Raw genomic sequence first — 24,205 nt, 5'->3', positions numbered from 1 at the left:
CAATGATAAAACCCCATCTCCGAGTTTTCTCGGGGATGGGGTTTTTAGATGGCGTGGAAGGGATGTTCTTATTTAGCCGACCAACTGGCGGAGCAGTTCTGCCAGCGCTTCGACGGTCTTGGCCCGGTAGGCCGGCGTACATTGGTCAAATTCCTCTTCAGAGCCGTAGCCATAGCCTACGGCAATGGTTTCAATGCCGCAAACCCTTGCGCCTTCAACGTCGTAGTGCCGGTCGCCAATCATAAGGCACGACGCTGGCGTCAGTTGCTCCTGGCTCAGCAGCCAGTGGATGACCTGAGACTTCTGATCCCGGGTGTGGTCGAAGGTGCTGCCGGCTATAAGCTTAAAGAAACGCGCCAGCCCAAGGTGCTTCAGAATTGTCTCTGCAAAGGTCTGGGGCTTTGAAGTCGCAAGGTAAATGTGTGCTCCGGAAGCGCTCAGCTCTGCAAGGAGCTCTGTGATGCCGGGGTATAAGTTGCACTCAAAAAGGCCGGTGACCGAGTAATACTCGCGGTATTTTTCGACGGCTTCCCGAGCCTTGGCGTCATCAAAGCCATAGTACCGGGAAAAGGATTCTGTGAGCGGTGGTCCAATAAATGGCGTCAAAGTGTCGTACTCTGACTCTGGGATTTCAATATCATAGTATTTAAGCGCGTAAGCAATCGCGCGGGTGATGCCGGTTTTTGGCTCGATCAGTGTACCGTCCAGATCAAAGATCAGATTGCAGTAGGACATGGCGGGTGCTCCCTTCATTTGTTCAGCATTCTTCACAGATTTTGATGAACGTTCTCGTGCTTCTATGTTACACTAAAGAAAGGGAAAATGGAACTGGAGGGATAATGAGCCATGTTCATACACACTCGTACGCGTTTGTTTTGCGAGCTTCACAGAGCTGAGCGCTGGCTGACCCATGAGGATTTCTTGGTCAAGTGGCTGAAAGGGGAAAAAACAAAGCTTGAGATTATTGATGTTGAGACTCGAGAAAAGGTAGAGGCTGTTTGGAAGACGCTTGATGACGAAGGCAATGAAATCAAAGACCGCGTCGTCTTCCATCTGATGCCATGTGCCTCCAGGACGCAATATTGCACGGAAGTACATGTTGTGGTCCACCCGGATCCCGGCCGCTTTGGCGTCGTGGCAGAGGAATTAGGCAGCCTCGAGTTTGAGGTTTTCTCGAGTTGGAAAGACTTGGCTATGAAGGCCTGGAAGCAGCGACTCGAAGCCTTGAGGGAATGTGTCAATGGCGATTGGGTGATCGAAGACAGGGACTTGACGCATCCTGCGCTCTTGAGAAGCAGGTTGTAGGGGAATCATCATCAGAGAAGAAATGGTTCGGCCCGTCAGACCTTGAGCCCAAATTTGAAAATTCGTGAAAAAGAAAAAACCGCCAGGCTGTTGCACCTGACGGTGATGCTTGTGAGTAAATCAATGAATGAATAAGGTTAAAAAGCATTCGCATAATTAAAGGTTCATCTCTTTGCGCGTCTTGAGGTTTCTGTTCAGGTGGCAGATGACCAGTTTGGCCAAGCTCGCCACTGAGGCGCTGTTTTGTCCAGTGAGAAGCTCTTTGAACTCCACTATGAATTCGCGGCTGTAATGCCTGTGAAAGCGCAGCTCCGCGCCCAAATCATCCAGAACCCCCTCGAGGTCAAAAGCCGGTGCCGCCGTGGCCTGGCGTTTGGCAAGACGTTCTTCGAGGGCTTTAGGGAAACAGGTCATTTCATAATCATAAAACAGCCAAGCCTCATCTGGCTCCGGTTCCTGAATCAATCCGGCGGTGCCGTGACCTATGGCGACAATGGGCTTCATATGCGCTTTCATATGCTTAAGGATGCGCTTCATATCCTTATGATTTGGAAGGTCGGACAAGGCGCCTTTTCCGCCCGGTATAAGCAGACCGTGAAGGTGTAACAGCATTTCCTCGGTGATGTCAGAGAGCTTCAGTGGGATCAGCAGCTCCGTCAGACTATCTATATAAAGCTCATAAGCTCTGCGCTGTTCGGGTTCCAGGGCTGAAGCGCCGTCTTCGTCTGCCAGAGGCGTATCGCCGTCCGGCGTTGCGAACACAACCTGATAGCCGGCTTCAGTCAAGGCTCTATGCAGATCCGCAAGCTCACACAGATGATAGCCACAGGAGACGGAGGTGCCGTCTGACATTGTCAGACTTCTGGCGGAACTGACGACAGCAAGGACTTTACCTTTTGTGGTGCTTTGGGATTTTTTTGCGCTCGCGTCTTCAGTTCTGCTTTCAGAAAATTTTGTGTCGGGGGACAGGTCTGACATTTGGATCACCTCCTCACTTATATATACCTTTTTTTTGGCGTTTTACGCAAATCATACAAACAGGAGGCAAGCTATGCTGGAAGTTGATATTCCTTCTTATGGGAAATTAGTCATCAAAAATGTGGTATTTGATTATAACGGTACGGTGGCCAAAGATGGCGAATTGATTGAGGGTGTCCTTGAACGATTGAAAAAGCTCTCTCATACAGTAAAAATCTATATTTTGACTGCGGATACCTATGGCACGGTGAAAAAAGCCTTTGAGGGTATGCGCATTGACGTTCATATTCTGGAAAGTGAACATGGTACAGAGGAAAAGCTTGAGTTTCTTCAAAAACTTGGAACGGATCGTACCATTGCGGTAGGCAATGGCAATAATGACAGTTTGATGTTGAAGCGCGCCATTTTGGGGATCGCGGTCATTGGCGCGGAAGGCCTCGCGCGGAGAGCGCTGATGGACGCGGATCTCTTGTTTATAGATATTCTGGATGTGCTGGATACTTTGGAAAATCCAAAGCGCCTTGTCGCAACCCTGAGAGAGTAGGTTCCCATGCTGACATTTCGCGACAGCCTGATCACCTTGCTGATGGTGGTGCTTTGCATTGTAAGCGCAATCTTGCTCCAGATTTCACTTTTTTGGGGCTTTGCGACTGCCATCTTACTGCTTTTATTCTTCTTCGGTCGAAAAGGCTTTGATCCAAGGGTGATGATAGATTCGGCACTTATTGCGGTGCGTGGCTGCACGGTAGTTTATGTCGTCATCCTTTTAATGGGGGCCTCCATTGCCATCTGGATCGCTTCAGGGGTCATTCCGGCTATTATTTATTATGGTCTCGAGTGGTTTGCCAAGGAGACCTTTTTGATGGCGGCTTTTTTGATTACCGCGGTCGTCGCCATGATCATGGGAACGGGCCTGGGGACGCTGAGTACCATAGGTATAGCCCTTATGGGAATTGGGAGCGGCTTTGGCTTCGCGCCACCGCTGATCCTGGGCGCGATCCTGTCCGGATCCTACATTGCGGACAAGCTTTCGCCGGTCAATGGGCTGGTCAATCTGCAGCTTGGGGTGGCAAAGCTCCCGTACAAGACGTATGCCAGGGCTGCGCTTAAAACCACAATACCAGTGATGCTGGTATGTGCCGGGCTTTACGCGTGGCTCGGAAGCACGACCCAGACTGTATCGGCTGCGGTGGACACTGAGGTGCTCCGGGGGGCCCTCTCTGAGCAATATGTCATGAGTCCGCTGCTGTTTGCGATTCCGGCACTCCTGCTTGCCATGACCTTCAAGGGATTTAAAATTCATGTCGGCATGCTGGTCTGCATTTTGATTGGCAGCCTGACGGCCATCCTGATACAAGGTGCGGGGATCCTGCAGCTGGCAGGGTGGTTGCTGGGGGGCTACAGCCTGTCTTCGGACACTGCGCCGCTTCTCGCGGGCATCCTTAAAGGCGGGGGCGTTCTCCCCATGCTGGAGGTGCTGATGATTGTGCTCTGCGCGGTCGCTTTCAGCGGGATTCTCGAACGGACGGACGCGCTGGCGCCATTGATGGGCAAGCTGATCTCGGAGCGGGACGGTCCAGGGAGGCTTACGGTAAAAACCGGTCTTCTCAGCATTCTGTTCCTAAGCGTCTCCTGTGATCAGACGCTGCCCATTCTACTGCCAGTTAAATCTTTGCGGAGTGCCTTTGAAGCCAGGGGGTTGACCATAGCGGACTTGGTTAGGACGGTATCTGACACGGGCGTGATTATGGCGCCGCTGCAGTTTTGGAATGTCAACACCATCATTATTGTAGGTCTGACAGGGATTACGCCGGCCATGTATGGTAAGTACAGTGTTCTATTATATTTGTTCCCGCTGACTACGGTACTTTATGCGATTATACTTGGCCGGCGGGGGATTTCGCGACCACGAGCCTCACAAAAAGGAGCGTAAAATTATGACTTACAGATACAAAATGGACCTGGCCTATGACGGACACCGCTACCGGGGCTGGCAGCGGCTTGGGGATGACCTGAAGGCGGAGACGATCCAAGGGAAGCTCGAAGCGGCGCTGTCGCGGCTTCTCGACGAAAGCGTTGAAATCGAAGGGGCGGGACGGACGGACGCGGGGGTTCATGCCCTTGGCCAAGTCGCGACGTTTTCCACAGGGAAGGTCATAGATGCGGCACAGCTCCAAAAGGACATGAATTTTTATTTGCCAGAGGATCTGTCCGTTCTGAGCCTCGAGCAGGTGCACCCGAGTTTTCACGCCCGCTACGCCGCGGTTTCAAAGACCTATCTTTACAAAATTCTGAACGCGGATATTCCGGATCCCTTCAGCCGCAGGTACAGCCTGTATCTGGCCGAGCCCCTTGACCTGGCGGCCATGAAAAGGGCTGCGGAGGACTTTGTAGGCGAGTACGATTTTACGGCTTTTACCACAGCGAAGTCTAAAAAGAAGTCTATGGTGCGCAGGATCACGGGTCTTGAAATTGTGGAAATTCCGCCGGTTCCGGCTTGGGCCCCTGGCGGTCAGCACGGGCAGGTGAACGGCAACCGCATAGAAATTCGAATTACGGCAAACGGCTTCCTTCACAACATGGCTCGCAAGATTACCGGGACTTTGATCGAAACAGGCCTTGGCCGGGTGCCCACGGATAGGGTCAGGCAGATGCTTGAATCAGGAGACCGGCGGCTGTCAAGTGAGCTGGCGCCGGCCCATGGCTTATATTTGGAAGCCGTCCGCTATGAAGCCTCAGGTAAAAAAACGCGGCCTCTAACCTCTGAGCCACAATAATATTAAGCAAAAAACTACCCAGGAATCCATCCTGGGTAGTTTTCGATTTTTGCACTTATTTTTATGCTTTTTGCCGATGGTCGCAGTTTCAATACCCCATCTCCATCACAGCTGAGGCTGGGACGGCAAGGCGTCCTGATTTTCCTGAGCGATCTTCATTTGCTGATTGAGCTTTGCCAGCATATAGATACTCACAATTGTAGAGACGACATCCGCAGCCGGGAAGGTCAGCCACAGACCTGTCAGACCAAGCCCCGTCACCGCCGGAATGATAAACATCAGAGGTATGAAGAGAATAAACTGCCTGAGCAGTGACAAGAACAGCGCCGGTTTTGGCTTTCCGAGGGCCTGATAGACCGAGGCGCTCATGATCTGAATTGAGACGAATGGAATCGCTGAAATGATGATTCTAAGCGCATGCGCCCCAATTTCTATGACCTCGGCTTCCGGTGTGAACAGGCGCATGATCAGTGCCGGGAAGAGTTGGGCAATCGCCCAGCCAAAGCTGGACATAGCGATCAGCGTGATCTGGGCGATCTTAATGGATTCACGAACCCGATCGAAGCGCTTCGCGCCGTAATTGAAACCCGCAATAGGCTGGAAGCCCTGCAGGACACCGAACATAGGCATGAACAGGAATGAGATGATCCGGTTGATGGCGCCATAGGCGGACAACGCAATGTCGCCGCCGTAATGCACAATGCTGTTGTTCAGAAAGATTGCCAGGATGCTGCCGCCGACTTGTCTGGAAAAAGCAGGGAAGCCCAGGCTGAGAATTTCTTTCATATACTTAATGTGCGGTCGCAGATGATGGGGTTTTATGGCGAAAATACTCTTACCGCTGTACATATAGACAAGCAGATAAATGAATGAAACGAATTGTGAAAGGATGGTCGCCAGCGCGGCCCCGCGAATCCCCATGTCGAGAGCGAAGATAAACACAGGATCCAGCACAATGTTGAGTCCGGCGCCAATCATCATGGAGATCATGGCGACCATGGCATTGCCTTCAGAGCGGACAATATTGTTGCCTACAACTGAGAAACTGAAAAAGACAGCGCCCATGAAGATGACGGACATATAATCCCTGGCGTAAGGCAGGACGTCCGAAGAAGCGCCAAAGGTCTTCAGGATTGGATCCAGGAAGAGGGAGCCCAGGATCATGATAGCGATGCCAAGGATGACGATGAGTACATAGGCGTTTCCGGCAACGTTGTCCGCCTTTTCGCTGTCGCCTTCCCCGAGGCTGATGGACGCCAGCGCGCCGCCGCCTATGCCCACCATTTGACCCACGGCCAGAATAAACATCTGTATTGGAAAGGAGACCGTCAAACCGGCCATCCCCAAAAATCCCACGCCCTGACCAATGTAAATGGCGTCTACAATATTATATAATGCATTGACAATCATGGCTAACGTGGCCGGGACGGAAAGCTTTATCAGCAGTTTTCCGATGGGCGCCTCAGCCAGCATTTTTTGCCGTTCCTTCTGGTTGATGGTAACGCACCTCCTATATTGAAATTAATATTGGAATTATGTCATTTTCTTTCTTAACAAAGAAGTAGTATACCATAAAATGAATACTTGTTCAATTTTCGCCTATCCTTTCAAAAAAATGAAGAAGGTGCGTTCGAACAGCTGAAAATTGCTGTTCTGACACCTTCTTCGCGGATTTCCCGTAACTTTTGTTTTTAAATAAAAATTTGGTGTTTTCGTGACGAACCCTGAATTACAGCTGATAGACTTCCGAAGGGTCCGCGACAACGACCCGGACGTTTGGCAGCCTGTTTTCCATTTCCTCGGCGAAGGCACTACTCCTTGGCGCCTCGCCATGGTTGATGAAGAGATGGCTCAGGTGTGGCTCGAGAGGTTCCAGCCATTTATCCAGAGCGGCTTGATCCGCGTGGCCGGAATAACCTTCCACGGTTTCAATCCGGGCGTTGACTTTGATTGGATCGTTAAAGAGATGAATGTCCTTGACGCCTTCCTTCAGCGCGCGGCCCAAGGTACCCTCTGCTTGAAAACCAATAAAGACCAGTGTGGTTTCCCTTTTCCACAAATAGTGCTTTAAGTGGTGACGAATCCTGCCAGCTTCGCACATGCCGCTGGCTGAGATAATGACTTTTGGCTTTGGCGAGCGGTCCAGGGCGATCGATTTCTCATGCTCTGAGACATAGGTGACATTTGGGGCGTCGAAAGGATTTTCCGGACTTTTAACTTTGGCGGCGACTTCTGGCCTGTAATAGTCTGCGAACTTTTCATAGATATTTGTGGCGTTTATAGCCAGCGGGCTGTCGACAAAGATTGGGATCTCATAAAAGTCATCCAGTCGATCCAGACCGGCGTAGTGGGCTTTAAGCTCAAAAATGATTTCCTGGGTACGGCCTACGGCGAAGGATGGGATTAAGACCGTGCCGCCCTTTTGCAGCGTTTCTTCAATAATTTCCGCGAGCTGCGCAGATCTTCGTTTAATATTGTGATGGTATTCAAGACCATAGGTGGATTCTATCACGACCGCTTGGGCCGGCTCTGGGTGATCTGCTCCAGGGAGCATAGGATTGCTGCCGGAACCCAGATCTCCGGAAAAGAGCATAGATTTCTGAACGCCGTCCTCAAGCCATTCGACCCTGACGGATGAGGAGCCAAGGAGATGACCGGCGTCAAAGTACTCAAAGGAGAGGGTTTCTGAGACCTGATGCTTTTTTCTGTAAGGCAACGGGTATAAATAAGGAATAGTTTCCTCAGCGTCTTCAAGGCCGTATAGCGGCTCGACCGCGTCAAGACCGGCGCGCATGCGCTTGCGGTTCTCCCACTCATTCTCCTCCTCGTGGATTTTTCCGCTGTCCTTCATGAGGATCTCAGCCAAGGCGGCGGTAGGATACGTGCAGAAGATCTTTCCTCTGAAACCCTGCTTATAAAGGACGGGCAGCCGGCCGGAGTGGTCTATATGGGCATGGGTCAGCAGGACAAAGTCAATATCAGAAGCTTTAAAATCCAGCGGCTGGTAGTTTTGCCGGACAATCTCATCATCACCCTGAAACTGGCCAAAATCCACGAGAAACTTGTGGCCACCACCCTCCATAAGGCATCCTGAACCAGTAACCTGACCTGCAGCGCCCAGAAAACGAATAATCAACATAAACGCCCCTTTCAAATTTTGTCAATATTTTTGTTCCATATGGGTAGAATATAAAGTAAACTTTCTATTTTTCACAGTATACCTTTATGCTATCTGTTATACCCAGCAAAACCTAAATTCCCCGTTTTATGTGCCTTCTGATGAACATTTTCACACCTGGCATGGGGACTATGGTATAATTTTATACAGTGTCGTAATATGAAAAATCTGATGAGGTGATCCAGTTGAAAATGATCAAAGTCATGGAAAAACGCAAGACCATTCGCGAGTTCAAAGACGCGGCGCTTTCTGCCAACATCATGAATCATGTCCGGGAAACGATCGCGGGCATACCACAGCTGATAGAGACAGCCAGTGTAGAAATTGGGATTCTCCAGGACGGAAGCAGTGTTTACAAAGCCTTGGACGGACTTGTCGGATATCACGGCATAATGATTAAAGCGCCTCATTACCTTGTTATGCTTTGTGAGGATAAGGATGAGAATTTTATAGCCACCGGCCACGCAGGTGAGTGGCTCAGCCTTGAGCTGACGAAAATAGATTTGGGCAGCTGCTGGCTTCAGACTGCCTCAAAAAGCGATCTTGTCAAAGAAAAGTTAGGGATTCAAAGCGAACTGGTCGTCGCGTCCATTCTGGCTTTTGGTGAACCTAAAGGTGGCGCGAGACTTTCAAGAATATATGACGCTTCAGGGGACCATTCAGCCTCCCCGCTGACAAAGTTTGGTTACCCTTATATTGATGCGTCTTACAAAGACGAGTCCAAAAGCGACAGGCTTTCCATCAGTGAAATCGTTTACAACAAAACCTTTGGAAATACTATGTCCCTTGACGAAATTGAGCAGCTGGGCTTTGAAGAAGTGTTTTTTTATATGCGGTTTGCGCCATCCTGGGGGAACCTTCAGCCTTGGAGATTCGTCTTACAACCAGACAGACTGATTTTGGCCATGAAGCGCAACGAGGTTCTTGAGGCGCATACGGGCCTGATCGACGCCGGGATTGCCATGCTCTATCTTGACAGCGCTATGAAGAGCAAAGGCTTCTCGGGTGAGTGGACTGTCGGAAAAATAGAGTGCGCAGAGAATGCCGGGATTCCTGAGGACCACTGGATCGCAGGCTGCTATAGATTTTAGTTTGTGAGCTCAGGATGTCGTTGAGGTCCCTGGAAGATGGGCAAAAGGAGGATTGCTGCCATGATGAATTGGGCTATAAGAAAGACCAACGCATCAGAACGGCAAATGCATAAACTGCCGAGAATTCTGATCTTAGCCATGTTGCTACTGCCTATGGTAATCAGCAGCGCCTTTGCATATGGTGTTGACATTGATGCAGAAAAACCGTACACCGTCCTTGAAACCTACTATACCCAAATGCCTGAAGACCTGTCCGTGACGCTCAAATACGACAGATATCCGGCGCCGGAGCATTATGTCGTCCTTTTGAACGGAACGACTAATATCCGAAGCAAGCCTGGCCTGGATGGCAAAATCATCAAAAAAGGTCAGTGGAATGAGAAAATCGCGGTCATCGAAAAAGTGGAAGGCCGCAAGTGGAGCAGTACCAGCAGTTCTTATTGGTACCGGGTCTACTGGAAGGATATCAACGGTATGACACGGTTTGGCTTTATCACCGCGGACTTGGCGGTTAAGAGAGAGTTCCAGTTTGATAAAATGTACACTGAGCTGCTGCATCTGGAACAGAATGTCAATGGAAAACGAACCGGCTATATTGACAACTTCAGGAATGTCAACGGCGCGCCGCCGCTGTTTGAAGGCCAGTATTCCCAGGATAACTATGGCATTGAGCGCTACCAGGGTGCCCCGGGTTACAGGGAGCCAAGCACAGCATCCGCCTTCAGGTATATTCAGGACGGACGCTTGGTGGACATCCTGGGCGAAACGGGAAATTTTTATAAGGTCAATGTCATTGACCTGAGAGAGATTTTCTATATCCCCAAAAAATATATTACTGAGAGAAATTCCATCAAAGAGCTGAAGCAGACCATTGTCATAGACCGCAGAAATCAGAATGAAGCAGTCTTTGAAAAGATTGACGGCAAATGGCATATGATTTCCTTTGTCTATGCGACCACAGGCGCACAGGATCAGTACCGCTATCCAACAGATCTTGGTGACTTCATGGCCATCTATACCCGGGACCAATTCCTGTATTTGGATGATGAAACCAAGGAGCTGGCTGGCTACGCGCCTTACGCGATCCGCTTCAACGGGGGCGCGTTCATTCACGGTATACCGGTCAACTACACGCTGGTGAAACGCAGGATCGTCCTGCAGCCTGAAGTCAGGGATGCGGAGGGCAATATCATCACGCCGGCAGTGACAGCGGTCAGGATCGTCGACTATAAGGATCCGGGCATGATTGAGTTTTCCTCAAACTTGGGTACAGTTCCAAGGTCCCACAAGTGTGTCAGGAATTACACCAGCCACGCGAAGTTCCTTTATGACTGGATCAATATTGGGGAAGCGTCGGTCATTGTCATTGAATAAGCAGGATGTGAACCTCTGTCGACTGAAAAAGATTATGTAAAATAATCTCTGGAATGACGTCGACAGAAGCAGGATGAGTATGATAATATTTAGACAAATTATATTGCAACGACACTATATGCAAACAGAAGGCAGGAGGGCACAGCCCGCTGAATCCTGTCTTCTGTTTTGTGGAAATGGATGAGGTGGCCTGTGTTTAAGTCAAGTAGTGAAAAAAGTCGTTCAAAATTCTCGAAAGGCTATGGACGTCGCGTGCTGAGCATTCTGGCTGGGGCGGCTGTGATGGTTTCTATGGCGGCCTGCAGTGTCAGCCCGGCTCAAGAAGCTGTCAATGGCTTTGGGGATGCCTTTAAATCCGGACAGGTCCTGCTAAGTGCGGATCATGCGTTGATCGCAAGTCGGCTGGATATCCGGGACGCCATACATAAAGGCCGGGCCGCAATTGAAGCGAGACTCAGGGAAGAAATACTCAAGAATACAGTTTATGTAAAGGCGGCGAACAAGCCGGTCTACGCTTCCGAAGCTCTTGCGGAGCCTGCGGTTGACAGTCTTAAAAGGGGTACCTCCCTTTACGTCTTGAACAGAGTGCCTGGGGCTGAGGGCGCTGGGGAGCTGCTGCAGGTCAAGCGGTCCTATGAGGATTCGGAGTCAATGGGTTGGATCAATTCTGACGGCCTTGCGGTTTCCAGGTCAGAGCTCATTCAATCGCCATACGAAGGCGCTAGTTATGAAGCTTTTGAGCGCCCTTATGAATATCCTGAGAATCCAAGGGTGAAGGTCAAAGGGGTCTACGTCACTGGCCATTCGGCGGCAGGGGCTAAATTGGAGCAGCTGATCCAGCTGGCGGAGACGACAGACATCAACGCATTTGTCATTGACGTGCTGGATGATAATGGCCACCTTCTTTTCAAGAGCGAAAAGGCAGAGACCTTTGTGCCTGGCATCAATGACAAGGTTTACATTAAAGATATTGAAGGCTTTGTACAGAGACTAAAGGAAAAGGACATCTATCTGATCGCGAGGATTGTCACCTTTAAATCGCCAAAATTTGCGAAGGCCCATCCGGAGCGTGCGATCACGGTGCGAGCAACTGGTGCGCCCTATGTTGGCAACGACAAAATCCTATGGGTGTCGCCTCACGACCGGATGCTTTGGGATTATAATTTATCCGTGGCTGAAGAAGCAGCCCGGCTGGGTTTTAATGAGATCCAGTTCGACTATGTGCGCTTCCCGGCTTCGAACGGCGGCAAGCTGGACGCTTCCCTGGATTACAGAAATCCGGACGGCGAGACAAAGACCGCGGCCATCCAAAAATTTCTTGTCCATGCCCATGAAAGGCTGAGTCCGCTGGGGGTCTATACCGCTGCGGATGTCTTTGGCTGGGCGGCGTCGTCTCAGAATGATGTCGGAATTGGCCAACACTGGGAGGCGATTTCGAACGTCGTTGACTTTTACTGCCCAATGATGTATCCAAGTCATTATGGACCTGGGAATTACGGGTATGCTGTCCCTGACGCTCATCCCTATGGTGTCATTGACAGAGGGATCAAGGACGCCATAGAACGGAACCTCAACATTGAAACGCCAGGGACGCTGCGTCCGTGGATCCAGGATTTCACAGCGCCCTGGGTCAGAGGCTATATCCGCTATGGTGAAGCTGAAGTGAGGGCTCAAATTGAGGCGCTGAAAGCAAATGGCGTGGATGAATATCTGCTCTGGAATGCGGGCAACAATTATACGTCAAGCGCGTTGAAATGATGGTATGAATGGTGGGTAAAATGACCATCGGAAAAAACTCATAATATTTGCTTTCGAATAGTTCGCAGGGAGGGCTGCAAAATGGACATCAAAACGGGAAAAGATTACGCGCAGATGCTGCTTTCAATTGGCGCGGTCAGCATTCGGGGAGAGGACGCTCTGTTTACCTGGGCTTCCGGGATCAAATCCCCCATTTATTGTGATAACAGGCTTGTCATTGGCTACCCGGACATCAGAAAGAGCATTGCCAAGGGCATTGCGCAAAAGATGACGGCAGATTTTGGGACGGCATTCGACCTGGTGGCTGCCACGGCTACGGCGGGGATTCCCCATGGCGCATGGGTCAGTGATATCCTGGAGAAACCTATGGTTTACGTTCGGTCCAGCCAGAAGGAACACGGCAAAGGCAATCAGATTGAGGGGCCTTATAAGGCTGGACAGCGTGTTCTTCTTGTCGAAGATCTCCTGTCCACCGGCGGCAGCTCGCTGAAATGCGTGGAGGCTCTGGAGGCGGAAGGCCTTGAGGTACTCAAAATCTACGGGATATTCAACTATGGTTTCGAGTCCATGAAGGCTCGGCTTGCGGAGCGTGGTATGCCTTATGAGACGCTGACGGACTATCCTACGCTGCTTGAGCTGCTCCGGGACCAGGGAAAGCTGACCCGGGAAGAGGCGGAGCGACTTGCGCTTTTCAGCGAGAATCCGCGGATTTTTACCGAAGATTAGTTAAAGGCTGAATAGACAGTTGGAAATGTAACGCTAAATTGCAGGTTCCTGCAGGTGTATTCTCACGGTTCTGCATCTACAACCAATCAAAATCAAAGGGAGCGCCTGCGCGCTCTTTTTGCGTCTGAGAATCAAGGTTGTGGTATAATCACTCTGGAGGGATTCAACTATGCGCATGAGAAAAAAGCCTGGGACAGAAGATAAGCTGGCTGTCATAGGTGACTTGTTAGTCAGAAAACCGGAAGAACTTAAGGGGCACTGGCGGCGGGCCTTTTCAGCGGAGCAGCCTGTTCATCTGGAGCTGGGTTGTGGCAAGGGGCAGTTTATAACCGGACTTGCCGCCCGTCACCCGGGAATCAGCTTCGTAGCCGTGGAAATCAAGGGTGAGGTCATTTTGCAGGCTATAGAGCGGGCTGAGGCTATGGGTCTCACCAATGTCAGGTTTATTCACGGCAATGTTCGGCATCTGCACGAATGGTTCGCAGAGGATGAGGTCTCCCATCTCTACCTCAACTTCAGCGATCCATGGCCTAAGGGTCGACACGACAAGCGCCGTCTGACCCATCACAGGTTCCTCAAGAGCTATTCAAGGATTTTGACTGCGAGTGGTTGGGTGCACGTCAAAACAGACAACAGGGACCTCTTCGAATTTACCCTCAACCAGTGCCTGGATCTCGACCTGAAGCTCAAAAATATTTCGCTGGATCTCCACGGAATTTTGCCTCGTGGTAAGTATGAGCGCAGCGTTCAGGAGGATATTGTCACAACAGAATATGAGGATCGTTTTACCAGAATGGGCCTGCCCATTTACTACGCGGAGATCAGCTTAAGGCCTATCAAGGCTAAGCCGTAAGGGGAAATTGAAGGAGGGGCACCATGGACAAGCTGATCAGAAGAAGCGTTGTCGCACTCGTATTAGCTGCTGTTGGCTTTCTGATCTACGAAGCCTATATCCTGCTGATACAGAGCACCTTTTTCGAACAGGCTTTCTTGGCAGGGCTAAGAACCTTCATCAACTGGGGTTTTGCCATTTATATTTTTTTGATTGGTATTGTCATCCTGGTAGAGAACAAGAATCCTTCGAAGACGATCTCGTGGCTCCTCGTACTTTATCTGCTTCCCTTCGTGGGTTTTGTCTTCTATATTCTCTTTGGGGGGCACTACCGGGAGCGCTATCGAACTAAGCAGAAGAGAAGCGGGGACTATCCGCGTTCCAACATGGAAAATGCCGCTGAGATTCAGAAGGAAATCATGGATTATATTGAGCTGTTTCGAGGTGAGGAGGACGCGGTCAATAACCGGATGGTCAACTTGCTTCTTAAAAATTCGAATGCCCCTTTCACCATCAACAATAAGATTGAGGTTCTGACCAATGGGGAAGCGACCTTTGACCGGATTTTCGAGAGAATTCGCGCAGCAAAGGCGCATGTCCATGTCGAATTTTTTATCATCAGAAATGATGAACTGGGGAATGATTTCAAGGATTTATTGATTCAAAAAGCCCGGGAGGGCGTGGCTGTACGACTTATTTATGACAGTGTCGGGTGCTGGAAACTCGGTAAGGCTTACATTGAAGCCTTGAAGAACGGTGGCGTTGAAGTCTATCCGTTTTTTCCGGTAACGTTTCCGGTGCTGTCGAGAGAGCTCAATTACAGAAACCACAGAAAAATTGTGATTGTTGACGGACATACGGGATTTCTCGGAGGCCACAACGTGGGTGACGAATATCTGGGAAAAATGCAGCTTGGCTTTTGGCGCGACACGCATATCATGATGGAGGGCGAGGCTGTCTATTCTCTGCAGGACGTGTTTCTCAATGACTGGGCTTTCGTCTCGGGGAAGGATGTCAAACCCCACAGCATGTTTCCAAAGCTTGCGAATTACGGCGAAACCATGACTCAGGTGATCTCCAGCGGTCCTGATTCTGACTGGAAGACAATCCTGCAGGCATACTTTGTCATGATTTCCTCCGCAGAGGACAGGATCTGGATCGCATCACCGTATCTGGTGCCGGAAGAGAGCATAAGAATGGGGCTGATCACAGCAGCGCTCAGCGGTGTGGATGTCAGGATCATTATCCCTTCGAAGCCGGATCATTTCTTTGTCTTCTGGTCCACGCAGGATAATCTGGAGGAGCTGCTGGAAGCCGGCGTCAAGGTCTACGAGTATCAGAAAGGCTTCATTCACAGCAAGATTCTTCTAATGGACGGTGTGGCGGCTTCTGTGGGGACCGCAAACCTGGACATACGCAGCCTGGAGATGAACTTTGAAGTCAATGCTTTTATCTACGATCCGCAGGTCGTGCGGAGGCTGGAAGAAGATTTTTACAAGGACATGGAAAACAGCACCTTGCTGTGTTATGAGGCATTTAAAAAAAGACCATTCCGGAGAAAGCTGCTCGAAGCGGTGGGTAGGTTAGTGTCCCCGCTGCAATAGTGAAAAACGCAGCTTAAGGACTGCGGTGTGCGGAGGGACAGCATCTGCTGGAGCCTCTGTCTCTGCCTTCTGATTCTGAGGAATGGGTCTACCAGGGAGGAAAGTATGATATATTGGGGTTTGATCGTCGCCATAATTGCCATGGATCAGTGGTCAAAGCAGCTGGCGGTCAGCAAGCTTTTGCCGGTTCGCTCCATTGAGCTGATACCGGAGGTGTTCCATTTGACTTTTGTTCGAAATACGGGCGCGGCCTTCAGTATACTGAGGGATAAACAGCTCATTTTGATTGTGTTTACATCACTGGTGATCTTGTTTATGCTCGGTCTCTTATACCGTCAGATCAGAACCGGCAGCTCTGCGCTTCTGCTGCTTTCGCTGGCTATGATCATAGGTGGCGCCGTGGGTAACCTGATCGACAGAATGCGCTATAATTACGTCATAGACTTCTTCGATTTCACTCTGATCAATTTCGCAGTCTTCAATGTGGCGGATATTTTTATAACTTTGGGGACGATTTCTATGATGATTTATGTCATCTTGGACGGGAAGGCACTTGATTTTTGAAAAGGTCTTTTACAGATGACTTTTCCAGCTATAGACTTTTTCCCAATAAAAAAGGCAAAGGGCACTTCAAACTTGATTTCAGTTTGGAGTGCCCTTTATCTTGTGGGGTGTGAAGCTGCAGCGTTTATCCGCTGAAATGTTTAAACGTACTTTTTGATCATGGCCGGCGCGATACGGCACTTTTCTTCTGACACCGCACAGGGGGCGAAGCGCAGGCCACCCTGAAGTGGGACAGCGAAGAGATTTTCCTTTTTCAGAGCGTTTGAAACCGCTGCGGGATCCTTGCATGGGATGGTGATGAAAAATCCATCCCTGAACGGACAGACTTGGAGGCCCACTTTCTCTGCTTCTTCCATAAAGGCCTTGTTTCTCGCGTTAAGGAGGTCTTTGAAGACTTCGCGTTCTGCTTCGACTTTTTGAAACAACACGGGGTCCTTGTAGACGTCCGCCAGAATCCGCATGGCAGCGCGAGTGCCATTAGACCATGCCGCGCGGTTGGAATAAGAACAGACATCCTTGAATTCGAGCGCAAGCGCTTGTGTCGCTGCGAGGCAAATAATGGCGCCGCCACGCATACCATACATGGTATAGCCTTTTGAAAGGCTGAACGCTGTCAATACGAGAAGATTCTGGGGCAAGTCTCCGAAGTGCTTGAAAAAGTCGCGGGAAGCTTCAATGCTGCCGGCAAAATCAATATAGGCGACATCAACCATCAGGATGATTTTCTTGGCAGCGTCCTTAGCTTGTTCTCTGAGGAAGCCCATGATTTCCTCCCATTCCCCTTCGGAGATGGAATACCCAGTTGGGTTATGGGCTGGCGTGTTGAGGATGATCAAGACGCGTTCCTGCGCGGCGATCAGCTCTGATGCCGCGCCCTTGAACGCTTCGACGTTCATGCCGTCCCCTTTGAAGTAGTTAAAGGTTCTGATCCGGCGCCCGTGTTCTTCTGCAATGGTCTTGTAGGGTGCCCAGTACCAGTCGGCAATCAGGACCTCGTCGCCCATTTCCGTGTAGTTCCAGACGGCATGCTTGATGGCGCCCGTGCCGCCCGGCGTCGCGACCGCTTCAGTAAAGGCGTTTGGTTTGTGTCCTCTGAAGCAGGCTTCCTGAACTGCGCTCAGATAATCCGGCAAACCGGCGATGGGTGCGTAGGCCCCAAGCTCAGAGTCTGGCAGATCCCTCAGGCGTTCCATAACAGTGGGAAGGAAGACTAACTGCCCAGTGTCATCCATCAGGACGCCCAGTGTAGAATTGATGACTTTTTCAAAACCATATTTTGCTTCAGCGTCCTGTGCTTCACGGCCGGTACCGAAAATGACATCAGGAACGACGGGCCGCTTGGAATGTGGCGCGACCATGCTGAAATGACTGTTCATATATTTGACCTCCCAATACTTGGTTCTATCCGACGCCGCGGGTGCAAATTGTGACGTTTTGGACACATTTTCAACTATCATACAAAAACGGTTCAAAAAATGCAATGATAGATTCGTAAAGTGCATGGAAATGGATCAGCGGAGGTGCGTTTTATGAGCGCCTAATGACTGTATAGGGGCCTTGTGGGTTTCTTGGCCAAGTTCTTGACGGCACGTAAGATTCACTCGCGGTCATCCCTCAAGTGGTGTATAATGTGGTAGGAAGCATGTGGTTAAAAGAATGTCAAAGGTCATTGAAAGGGGGGTACGCGGATTATGCTCGTCAGAGCTTATCTGAAATTCGCAGGGATCATGCTGGGCGCTGCGACAGTCCTTGGTGTCGTGGTGTCATTTCTGACGTCGCTTAAGGCGATTCAGGGCATTTACGTTGTCCTCTTCATAGTTGGCGTCGCCTGTCTGATGTATGCTTCTGCCATGTTGGTGGGAACGCCAAAAAGGCGGTTCGAGTATTACATGAAAATGGATTTTAACTCGGACAACGCAAAACCAAAGAACGCGAAGACCTATGAGTCCTTTGGCATCATGCCGGGACTGCTTGGAATCACGGCCATTGTGCTCGGGTTTTTACTCGAGGCATATTATAGGGCACTATAATTAAGGAGGCTTGCAACTATGTCGTTTGAGTTTTTAAAAGTCGAACAAAGAAATGCCGTCGCAATTGTATCGCTGAATCGGCCTGAGGTGCTGAACGCACTGAATGAAGCTGTACTCGGGGAACTGCTCGAGTGTTTGGAGCAGCTGAACTCGGCACTTGAGACCAGAGCAGTGATCCTGACGGGCGTGGGCAGGGCTTTTGTCGCCGGGGCAGACATTGAGGCCATGTCGGTCATGTCGCCTGAGGAGGGTCAGCGGTTTTCAGAACTGGGCATGAAGGTTATGTCGCGGATTGAAACTCTCGAAATGCCAGTGATTGCGGCTGTCAACGGGTTTGCGATTGGCGGGGGATGTGAGCTGGCGCTGGCTTGTGACATCCGTCTGGCTGGAAAGTCTGCAAAGCTTGGTCAGCCAGAGGTTACTTTAGGGATCTCTCCGGGGTTTGGCGCGTCCCAGCGGCTGCCGCGTCTGGTAGGAATGGCTTCGGCTATGGAGCTCATCCTGACAGGGGCGCTCATCAAGGCGGAGGAGGCTCTTAGAATAGGCCTGGTCAGTCACGTCTATGAGGACGGGTCCTTAATGGATGAGGCGGTTGCAATGGCTGAAAAGATTGCCGCTAACCCTTGGGTGGCAGTGAAATATTCGAAAAAGGCTATGCGTCAGAGCTTAGACCTCGAAATTGGTCAGGGCTGCGCCTACGAGAGCGCTGTCTTTGGCCTGACTTTTGCTACGGAGGATCAAAAAGGCGCTATGAAGGCATTTGTCGACAAAACAGAATATACAGTGAAGCATAAATAAAGGAGGGTCGCAAAGCATGAAGACCATTGGTATAATTGGAACTGGAACTATGGGTCTTGGCATTGTTCAAGCCGCGGCTATGAGTGACGTTGAGCGTGTCATCATGAAGGGCCTTGACGATCAGCTGCTGGATCAGGCTTTTGGGACGCTGAGCAAGACCTTTGGGAAGCTGGTTGAAAAGGGCAAAATGGATGAAGCGCAGATGGAGCAGCTTCTTCACAAGATTTTTGGCACGACGGAGGACGAGGATCTCGCGGATTGCGATTTGATCATTGAAGCTGCCGTAGAGAATATGAAAATAAAGAAAGAAATATTTGCGGCTTTAGACCGCGTCGTCAAGCCGGAGGCTATTTTAGCGACGAATACTTCCTCATTGAGCATCACCGAAATCGCGTCTGCGACAAGTCGGCCTGACAGGGTTATAGGCCTCCACTTTTTCAATCCAGTACCACTGATGAAGCTGGTGGAGATTATATGCGGCATAGCGACGTCGCCGGAAACCTACGAGGCCATTCGCGAATTGTCCGTTCGCATGGGCAAGGAGCCTGTCAGGGTTGAAGAGGCGCCAGGTTTTGTCGTCAACCGCATTCTGATTCCTATGATCAACGAAGCCATAGGCGTCCTGGCTGACGGAGTAGCTGAGCCGCAGGACATAGATAAGGCCATGATGCTTGGCGCGAACCATCCTATTGGCCCGCTTGCTCTTGCGGATCTGATTGGAAACGACGTCAACCTGGCTATCATGGAGGTGCTCTATAACGAGTTTGGAGACTCGAAATACCGCCCTCATCCGCTGCTTAAGAAAATGGTTCGCGGCGGACTCCTTGGCAGAAAGAGCGGCAAAGGATTTTACGATTACAGCGCCAAATAAGGACACGAACATGCTAAACAACATAGAATAATGAAAAACGAGGAAATGGGAACCCGCGGCGGATTGTCTGTGGTCCCATTTTCCTTTTGTGATTCACGGCCGCGGACTAAAATGATTGAAAGTGGCTCTCTGTATCAGGTTTACATTAAAAAAGAATTAATTTTCAGCCAGCCACTGTCCTGAAAAAAATTCTGTGGTATGATATGAATAGTGATTTTTTGGGGGTTTGCAGTTGGTCCGCAGGCCGTGGAAGGAGAGTTCAATGAAGTACTATGTTAAGGTGTTTTTTATCGCGTTTATCGCGTTTTCAATAATATTTGCGGGGGGCATTTACGCTTATCAGAAGTTCTATGAAAACCAGGACGGCCAGGTTAAGGATCCGGCGAATCCTGAAGATCCCGTTCAGGAAGAGCCTTCCAACGAGCTGGAAAAGATGGTTAAAGAAGGCAAGCGGATCAATGTGCTCTTGATTGGCGTAGATGGCGGACGCAGCGACACGCTGATGATGCTCTCCTATGATCCCAAGCATAAGCTCGGCAATATAGTCTCAGTTCCGCGGGACACTTATTTCCATGTTGAAGGCAAGGACGCGGCGGACCTAAGGAAGATCAACGCCATCTACGGCTTCAAAGGGGATGACGGCGGTGCTGAAGGCGTCGCGAAAGCGGTCAGCGCTATTCTGGGCGTTCCGGTCCATCATTATGTGAAGCTGGATTACAAAGCGGTTGAAGCGGTGGTGGATGTCGTAGGCGGGCTTGAGCTTGATGTGCCGTTTGACATGAATTATGATGACCCATACGCGGACCCACCGCTGCATATTCATTTTGAAGCAGGGGTGCAGACCCTTGATGGTGAGGAAGCGGTCGAATATCTCAGATGGCGTAAGAACAACGGCTCAGAGGGACAGGGCGACTTACCGAGGATTGAACGGCAGCAGGAATTCGTCGTGACGCTGGCCAAGAAAGCCATGGGACTTAAGCTGCCCATGGTCATCAAAACAGTGTTTGACTATCTCGAAACGGATATGAACCTCGGAGATATGATCTACCTGACCTCTGTCGGGATTGGCGTCGATTTTTCAAAACTTGAGTCTGTTACTATTCCGGGAGATGTTGGCATGAAGAACGGCGGTTCTTATCTGTTTCACGACCCAGAAGAGACCTATGAGTTGATGAAGGGCATCTACGAGCGCACACCGGAAAGTGACGCAAAGGCTGCGGCTGAAGCTGCGGCTGAAGCGGAAGCAGATGGAAACGATTAGAAAGCATACAGGGTATTTCAAGCACAAATAAAAGGGAAGTGGGCCATCATAGGCGCCACTTCCCTTTTTGTATCTTTGTGTCCAATAACTCTATTCGACCAGTAATTGACCGAGTTCATTGATATTGCCGGCGCCCATTGTGAAAATCAGGTCTCCGGACGCAGCATGAAGCTTAAGGTAGGCTGCGATTTCATCAAAAGAAGCAATGTAATAAGCCTCTTTTCCTGAGTGTTTTATTTTCTCAGCAAGATCTCTTGAGTGGATAAGGCCCATGTCCTTCTCTCTCGCGGCGTAGATATCCGTGATGATCACGACGTCCGCCTGGTCAAAAGCTGTTGAGAAGTCGTTCAGAAGCTCCAGTGTACGGGTATAAGTATGAGGCTGAAACACGCAGAATATTTTATTGTGCGGAACATTCATAGCCGCGCTTAGCGTGGCTTTAACTTCAGAAGGGTGATGGGCGTAGTCGTCAATAATTTTGATGCCATTGACTTCGCCAAGGTGGTCAAAGCGACGAACAGCGCCTTTGAAAGCAGAAAGCGACTCTGCGGCATCAGCATCCGGAATGCCTACATAAGTCGTCGCCACGAAAGCGGCAAGGGCATTGTAGATATTATGTCTGCCCGGAACGTTCAAGTGAAGCGAGACCAGGTTTTTGCCTTTGTGCAGGATTGTAAAGCGGGGATAGCCTGAGGAGGTGAACTCGATTTCTGCTGCCTGATAATCGCATTTTTCGGAGAGACCAAATTTGATGACTTTGCAGAGCGCAGCGTCTGCAACTTCCATGCAATTTGGATCGTCGCCGTTGAGGATAAGGACGCCGTTCTCTGGTGTGTCTGCGATATAGCGTCTGAAAGAGTCCTTAATATGGTCAAGGTCCCTAAAATAATCCAGATGATCTGCTTCTATGTTCAGGACAACAGAGATCTTTGGCTTGAAGCTCAAAAAGCTCTCCTTATATTCGCAAGCTTCTGTCACAATAATGTCGCCGTGACCAACCCGGGCATTACTACCAATTTCTTTAACCTCTCCGCCAATAAGCAGGGTAGGATCAAGATCGCTTTGACTCAGGACGACCGAGACCATGGATGTCGTAGTGGTTTTGCCGTGGGAGCCGGATATGGCAAGGCTCTGCTTGAATTCCCGCATAATGATGCCGAGCATGTCTGCCCGGGTGATGCATGGAATTCCGCGCTCAATGGCACGGGCGAGTTCCGGATTGTCAACACCTACCGCTGTCGTGTAGACGACGACATCAACGTCTTCAACGTGGGAGGCTTCATGGGTGTAGAAAATTTTTATACCCTTCAGCTCCAGGTTTTTTGTTAAAGTGCTGTGTTTAAGGTCTGAGCCTGAAACCTGATATCCGCGGTTTTGGAGGATTTCTGCTATAGCGCTGACACCAACGCCGCCAATGCCAATCAAGTGGTATTTCTTATTAAAAGGGTTCAATTCCAACATATCGATTCTCCTCGATTCTCGCTTGTCCAATAAAAAAATAGTCAGAGAACATTATAACATAAATAATCCTAAAAAAAACATAACAATGGGATTCTGGTCAACATAATTCTTGCCTGAATGTGTTCTTGACGTCAAGGGGGATGCAGATCATGGTCTGAGATCTTCAAAAATCCGAAGATTGATGGAAACTATCTCTTGATATCTTAGGAAAAAGCGAATAAAATAAAAATAAATCTAAATAACATTCGGTTGGAGGGCGTTCATGGACAACAAGCTGAAACGCAATGAACGAATTGGCGCTATTGTGAAAGTGTTGTGCGACAGGCCAAACAGAATATTTACCTTGGGACACTTTACTGAAATGTTCAACGCTGCTAAATCGACTATAAGTGAGGATCTCGTTATTGTCAAAAAGATCATGGAGACCATGTCCTTTGGACGGGTGGAGACCATTGCCGGTGCTGCTGGCGGTGTCAAGTACATCCCGGTCGTCGTCCCCGAGCGCAGGGCAAAGGTGCTGAACCAGATCGCGGACCGTATGCGGGATCCAAAGCGCATCATTCCGGGCGGATTCCTTTATATTGGTGATCTGCTGTACGATCCGTACTTCATGAAGGATATTGGTGAGATTTTCGCGGAAATGTTTTCTTACAGGGGCATAGATTACGTTTTGACGGTAGAGACCAAAGGCATTCCGCTGGCTATGATGACGGCAAATGGGCTGAACTGTCCTCTGGTTGTGGCCCGCAATGAGAACCGGGTGACAGAGGGTGCCACGATCAGCATTAATTATGTGTCTGGTTCGACTGGCCAGATCCAGACTATGTATGTTTCAAAAAATGCCATTAAGCCGGGTTCCAAAGTCCTGATCATTGACGACTTTATGCGGGCTGGCGGTACAGTGCTTGGCCTTATTGACCTTGTCCATGAGCTCGGGAGTACGGTGGAAGGTGTGGGCGTTCTGCTTGAGACTTCGGAGCCGGCGGTCAAAATGGTGAGTGACTACACGGCGCTGATGACCCTCGAACGGGTTTCGAGGGAAGAAATTGTTGTCAGCATAAAGGAATAATGTTTGGTTAAGGGACAATCGGCAAAAAATGTAATGTAAAATTTAAAATTTTTCGAAAATTTTTTCATTATTGAAGGATTTTGCGTGTCGGTGTTGAAATAGTATCGGACGTGTACTCGCGTTAACTCAGACAGAGCGAAAGGCAGGTTCGAGAGGATGAAAATTACTGACGTCAGGATTCGCAAGCTGCGGGATGAAGGCAAGATGAAGGCCGTTGTGTCTGTGACACTGGATGATGTCTTTGTCGTTCACGACATTAAGATCATTGAGGGTCTCAGCGGACTGTTCGTCGCTATGCCGAGCAGAAAAGTCGGTGAAGGCGACTACCGCGACATTGCGCATCCTATCAACCAGGAGACGCGCAGAATGCTTCAGGATGTGATTTTTGCAGAGTACGACAGGGCGAAGTCCGCTGAAGAATTCGAAGAAGCAGAAGAACTTACCGACCATTAAAGAGTTCCTTGGTTATGAGTTGACGCGTAAAGCGGCTCACAGTGGAACGGACTGTACTGAAGCTCGGGCGAGTCT

The 24,205-nt window shown here is 49.9% G+C and carries 23 protein-coding genes; 17 read left to right on the top strand and 6 right to left on the bottom strand.

Annotated features, from left to right (window positions below):
• Positions 1–72: 72 nt before the first annotated feature.
• A complete protein-coding gene (locus BLP63_RS00555; protein ID WP_092588940.1) occupies positions 73–735 on the bottom strand; it encodes an HAD hydrolase-like protein in 663 nt (220 codons plus the stop codon).
• A 111-nt stretch (positions 736–846) separates the two neighbouring features.
• Here BLP63_RS00555 and BLP63_RS00550 point away from each other — a divergent pair, with 111 nt between their 5' ends.
• Complete coding sequence (locus BLP63_RS00550; protein WP_092588939.1) at positions 847–1,305, top strand: hypothetical protein; 459 nt, start codon at positions 847–849, stop codon at positions 1,303–1,305.
• Between the two features lie 156 nt (positions 1,306–1,461).
• On the opposite strand, the gene BLP63_RS00545 is transcribed toward BLP63_RS00550, so the two are convergent.
• On the bottom strand, positions 1,462–2,283 hold the full coding sequence (locus BLP63_RS00545; protein WP_092588938.1) for a DJ-1/PfpI family protein: 822 nt from the start codon (positions 2,281–2,283) through the stop codon (positions 1,462–1,464).
• Between the two features lie 73 nt (positions 2,284–2,356).
• Between BLP63_RS00545 and BLP63_RS00540 the strand changes: the two genes are divergently transcribed.
• Genes BLP63_RS00540 through truA form a run of 3 tightly spaced genes read left to right on the top strand, consistent with a single transcriptional unit; the run spans position 2,357 to position 5,060 of the window.
• Entirely contained in the window at positions 2,357–2,827 is a 471-nt protein-coding gene (locus BLP63_RS00540) for an HAD family hydrolase (RefSeq protein WP_092588937.1), read from the top strand.
• A gap of 6 nt (positions 2,828–2,833) precedes the next feature.
• Complete coding sequence (locus BLP63_RS00535; protein WP_092588936.1) at positions 2,834–4,216, top strand: Na+/H+ antiporter NhaC family protein; 1,383 nt, start codon at positions 2,834–2,836, stop codon at positions 4,214–4,216.
• A 4-nt stretch (positions 4,217–4,220) separates the two neighbouring features.
• Positions 4,221–5,060 (top strand): tRNA pseudouridine(38-40) synthase TruA, encoded by an 840-nt coding sequence (gene truA / locus BLP63_RS00530; protein ID WP_092588935.1) that lies wholly within the window; start codon positions 4,221–4,223, stop codon positions 5,058–5,060.
• 105 nt (positions 5,061–5,165) lie between these two features.
• Here truA and BLP63_RS00525 read toward each other — a convergent pair whose 3' ends face one another.
• Entirely contained in the window at positions 5,166–6,533 is a 1,368-nt protein-coding gene (locus BLP63_RS00525) for an MATE family efflux transporter (protein WP_092588934.1), read from the bottom strand.
• A gap of 256 nt (positions 6,534–6,789) precedes the next feature.
• Entirely contained in the window at positions 6,790–8,199 is a 1,410-nt protein-coding gene (locus BLP63_RS00520) for an MBL fold metallo-hydrolase RNA specificity domain-containing protein (protein WP_092588933.1), read from the bottom strand.
• A 230-nt stretch (positions 8,200–8,429) separates the two neighbouring features.
• Here BLP63_RS00520 and BLP63_RS00515 point away from each other — a divergent pair, with 230 nt between their 5' ends.
• The 7 genes from BLP63_RS00515 (at position 8,430) to lspA (ending at position 16,187) form a co-directional block, all read left to right on the top strand.
• On the top strand, positions 8,430–9,329 hold the full coding sequence (locus BLP63_RS00515; protein WP_242870749.1) for a nitroreductase family protein: 900 nt from the start codon (positions 8,430–8,432) through the stop codon (positions 9,327–9,329).
• Between the two features lie 60 nt (positions 9,330–9,389).
• Positions 9,390–10,703 (top strand): L,D-transpeptidase family protein, encoded by a 1,314-nt coding sequence (locus BLP63_RS00510; RefSeq protein WP_092588931.1) that lies wholly within the window; start codon positions 9,390–9,392, stop codon positions 10,701–10,703.
• 192 nt (positions 10,704–10,895) lie between these two features.
• Positions 10,896–12,461 (top strand): putative glycoside hydrolase, encoded by a 1,566-nt coding sequence (locus BLP63_RS00505; RefSeq protein ID WP_170829206.1) that lies wholly within the window; start codon positions 10,896–10,898, stop codon positions 12,459–12,461.
• A gap of 81 nt (positions 12,462–12,542) precedes the next feature.
• Complete coding sequence (pyrE, locus tag BLP63_RS00500; protein WP_092588929.1) at positions 12,543–13,187, top strand: orotate phosphoribosyltransferase; 645 nt, start codon at positions 12,543–12,545, stop codon at positions 13,185–13,187.
• A gap of 169 nt (positions 13,188–13,356) precedes the next feature.
• Complete coding sequence (gene trmB / locus BLP63_RS00495) at positions 13,357–14,040, top strand: tRNA (guanosine(46)-N7)-methyltransferase TrmB (RefSeq protein ID WP_092588928.1); 684 nt, start codon at positions 13,357–13,359, stop codon at positions 14,038–14,040.
• A 23-nt stretch (positions 14,041–14,063) separates the two neighbouring features.
• Positions 14,064–15,623, top strand: coding sequence for a cardiolipin synthase (gene cls, locus BLP63_RS00490; RefSeq protein ID WP_092588927.1), 1,560 nt, complete (start codon positions 14,064–14,066; stop codon positions 15,621–15,623).
• 105 nt (positions 15,624–15,728) lie between these two features.
• Complete coding sequence (lspA, locus tag BLP63_RS00485; protein ID WP_092588926.1) at positions 15,729–16,187, top strand: signal peptidase II; 459 nt, start codon at positions 15,729–15,731, stop codon at positions 16,185–16,187.
• A 140-nt stretch (positions 16,188–16,327) separates the two neighbouring features.
• On the opposite strand, the gene BLP63_RS00480 is transcribed toward lspA, so the two are convergent.
• The gene (locus BLP63_RS00480) at positions 16,328–17,563 is read right to left on the bottom strand and encodes a pyridoxal phosphate-dependent aminotransferase (protein ID WP_170829205.1); all 1,236 of its coding nucleotides are present in this window, start codon (positions 17,561–17,563) and stop codon (positions 16,328–16,330) included.
• 315 nt (positions 17,564–17,878) lie between these two features.
• Between BLP63_RS00480 and BLP63_RS00475 the strand changes: the two genes are divergently transcribed.
• From BLP63_RS00475 to BLP63_RS00460, 4 genes are all read left to right on the top strand, one after another.
• Positions 17,879–18,217, top strand: coding sequence for a hypothetical protein (locus tag BLP63_RS00475; RefSeq protein ID WP_092588924.1), 339 nt, complete (start codon positions 17,879–17,881; stop codon positions 18,215–18,217).
• Positions 18,218–18,235: 18 nt separating this feature from the next.
• Positions 18,236–19,015 (top strand): enoyl-CoA hydratase-related protein, encoded by a 780-nt coding sequence (locus BLP63_RS00470; RefSeq protein ID WP_092588923.1) that lies wholly within the window; start codon positions 18,236–18,238, stop codon positions 19,013–19,015.
• A 16-nt stretch (positions 19,016–19,031) separates the two neighbouring features.
• Positions 19,032–19,886 (top strand): 3-hydroxybutyryl-CoA dehydrogenase, encoded by an 855-nt coding sequence (locus BLP63_RS00465; protein WP_092588922.1) that lies wholly within the window; start codon positions 19,032–19,034, stop codon positions 19,884–19,886.
• Positions 19,887–20,148: 262 nt separating this feature from the next.
• The gene (locus BLP63_RS00460; RefSeq protein WP_092588921.1) at positions 20,149–21,147 is read left to right on the top strand and encodes an LCP family protein; all 999 of its coding nucleotides are present in this window, start codon (positions 20,149–20,151) and stop codon (positions 21,145–21,147) included.
• A 90-nt stretch (positions 21,148–21,237) separates the two neighbouring features.
• Here the strand turns inward: BLP63_RS00460 and murC are convergent, their stop codons facing one another.
• Positions 21,238–22,608 carry a UDP-N-acetylmuramate--L-alanine ligase gene (murC, locus tag BLP63_RS00455; protein ID WP_092588920.1) on the bottom strand — a complete coding sequence of 457 codons (1,371 nt, stop codon included), beginning with the start codon at positions 22,606–22,608 and terminating at the stop codon, positions 21,238–21,240.
• A 262-nt stretch (positions 22,609–22,870) separates the two neighbouring features.
• On the opposite strand from murC, the gene purR reads away from it, so the two are divergent.
• Positions 22,871–23,677 (top strand): pur operon repressor, encoded by an 807-nt coding sequence (gene purR, locus BLP63_RS00450; RefSeq protein WP_092588919.1) that lies wholly within the window; start codon positions 22,871–22,873, stop codon positions 23,675–23,677.
• Between the two features lie 156 nt (positions 23,678–23,833).
• On the top strand, positions 23,834–24,130 hold the full coding sequence (gene spoVG, locus BLP63_RS00445; protein ID WP_092588918.1) for a septation regulator SpoVG: 297 nt from the start codon (positions 23,834–23,836) through the stop codon (positions 24,128–24,130).
• Positions 24,131–24,205: the final 75 nt, after the last annotated feature.

This window comes from Acidaminobacter hydrogenoformans DSM 2784, from assembly GCF_900103005.1.
Classification (GTDB): Bacteria; Bacillota; Clostridia; order Peptostreptococcales; family Acidaminobacteraceae; genus Acidaminobacter; species Acidaminobacter hydrogenoformans.
The sequence above is the reverse complement of the archived record's forward strand: the minus strand, read 5'-3'. Positions and strand labels throughout refer to the sequence as shown.

What these genes read in the sequence shown, in the direction of transcription:
- trmB (WP_092588928.1), top strand. Translation starts at nt 13,357, where the DNA reads ATGCGCATGAGAAAAAAGCCTGGGACAGAAGATAAGCTGGCTGTCATA.
- BLP63_RS00525 (WP_092588934.1), bottom strand. Translation starts at nt 6,533, where the DNA reads ATGCTGGCTGAGGCGCCCATCGGAAAACTGCTGATAAAGCTTTCCGTC.
- BLP63_RS00480 (WP_170829205.1), bottom strand. Translation starts at nt 17,563, where the DNA reads ATGAACAGTCATTTCAGCATGGTCGCGCCACATTCCAAGCGGCCCGTC.
- murC (WP_092588920.1), bottom strand. Translation starts at nt 22,608, where the DNA reads ATGTTGGAATTGAACCCTTTTAATAAGAAATACCACTTGATTGGCATT.
- BLP63_RS00545 (WP_092588938.1), bottom strand. Translation starts at nt 2,283, where the DNA reads ATGTCAGACCTGTCCCCCGACACAAAATTTTCTGAAAGCAGAACTGAA.
- spoVG (WP_092588918.1), top strand. Translation starts at nt 23,834, where the DNA reads ATGAAAATTACTGACGTCAGGATTCGCAAGCTGCGGGATGAAGGCAAG.
- purR (WP_092588919.1), top strand. Translation starts at nt 22,871, where the DNA reads ATGGACAACAAGCTGAAACGCAATGAACGAATTGGCGCTATTGTGAAA.
- BLP63_RS00460 (WP_092588921.1), top strand. Translation starts at nt 20,149, where the DNA reads ATGAAGTACTATGTTAAGGTGTTTTTTATCGCGTTTATCGCGTTTTCA.
- pyrE (WP_092588929.1), top strand. Translation starts at nt 12,543, where the DNA reads ATGGACATCAAAACGGGAAAAGATTACGCGCAGATGCTGCTTTCAATT.
- BLP63_RS00475 (WP_092588924.1), top strand. Translation starts at nt 17,879, where the DNA reads ATGCTCGTCAGAGCTTATCTGAAATTCGCAGGGATCATGCTGGGCGCT.
- BLP63_RS00470 (WP_092588923.1), top strand. Translation starts at nt 18,236, where the DNA reads ATGTCGTTTGAGTTTTTAAAAGTCGAACAAAGAAATGCCGTCGCAATT.
- truA (WP_092588935.1), top strand. Translation starts at nt 4,221, where the DNA reads ATGACTTACAGATACAAAATGGACCTGGCCTATGACGGACACCGCTAC.
- BLP63_RS00515 (WP_242870749.1), top strand. Translation starts at nt 8,430, where the DNA reads ATGATCAAAGTCATGGAAAAACGCAAGACCATTCGCGAGTTCAAAGAC.
- BLP63_RS00550 (WP_092588939.1), top strand. Translation starts at nt 847, where the DNA reads ATGTTCATACACACTCGTACGCGTTTGTTTTGCGAGCTTCACAGAGCT.
- lspA (WP_092588926.1), top strand. Translation starts at nt 15,729, where the DNA reads ATGATATATTGGGGTTTGATCGTCGCCATAATTGCCATGGATCAGTGG.
- BLP63_RS00510 (WP_092588931.1), top strand. Translation starts at nt 9,390, where the DNA reads ATGATGAATTGGGCTATAAGAAAGACCAACGCATCAGAACGGCAAATG.
- BLP63_RS00540 (WP_092588937.1), top strand. Translation starts at nt 2,357, where the DNA reads ATGCTGGAAGTTGATATTCCTTCTTATGGGAAATTAGTCATCAAAAAT.
- BLP63_RS00465 (WP_092588922.1), top strand. Translation starts at nt 19,032, where the DNA reads ATGAAGACCATTGGTATAATTGGAACTGGAACTATGGGTCTTGGCATT.
- BLP63_RS00535 (WP_092588936.1), top strand. Translation starts at nt 2,834, where the DNA reads ATGCTGACATTTCGCGACAGCCTGATCACCTTGCTGATGGTGGTGCTT.
- cls (WP_092588927.1), top strand. Translation starts at nt 14,064, where the DNA reads ATGGACAAGCTGATCAGAAGAAGCGTTGTCGCACTCGTATTAGCTGCT.
- BLP63_RS00520 (WP_092588933.1), bottom strand. Translation starts at nt 8,199, where the DNA reads ATGTTGATTATTCGTTTTCTGGGCGCTGCAGGTCAGGTTACTGGTTCA.
- BLP63_RS00555 (WP_092588940.1), bottom strand. Translation starts at nt 735, where the DNA reads ATGTCCTACTGCAATCTGATCTTTGATCTGGACGGTACACTGATCGAG.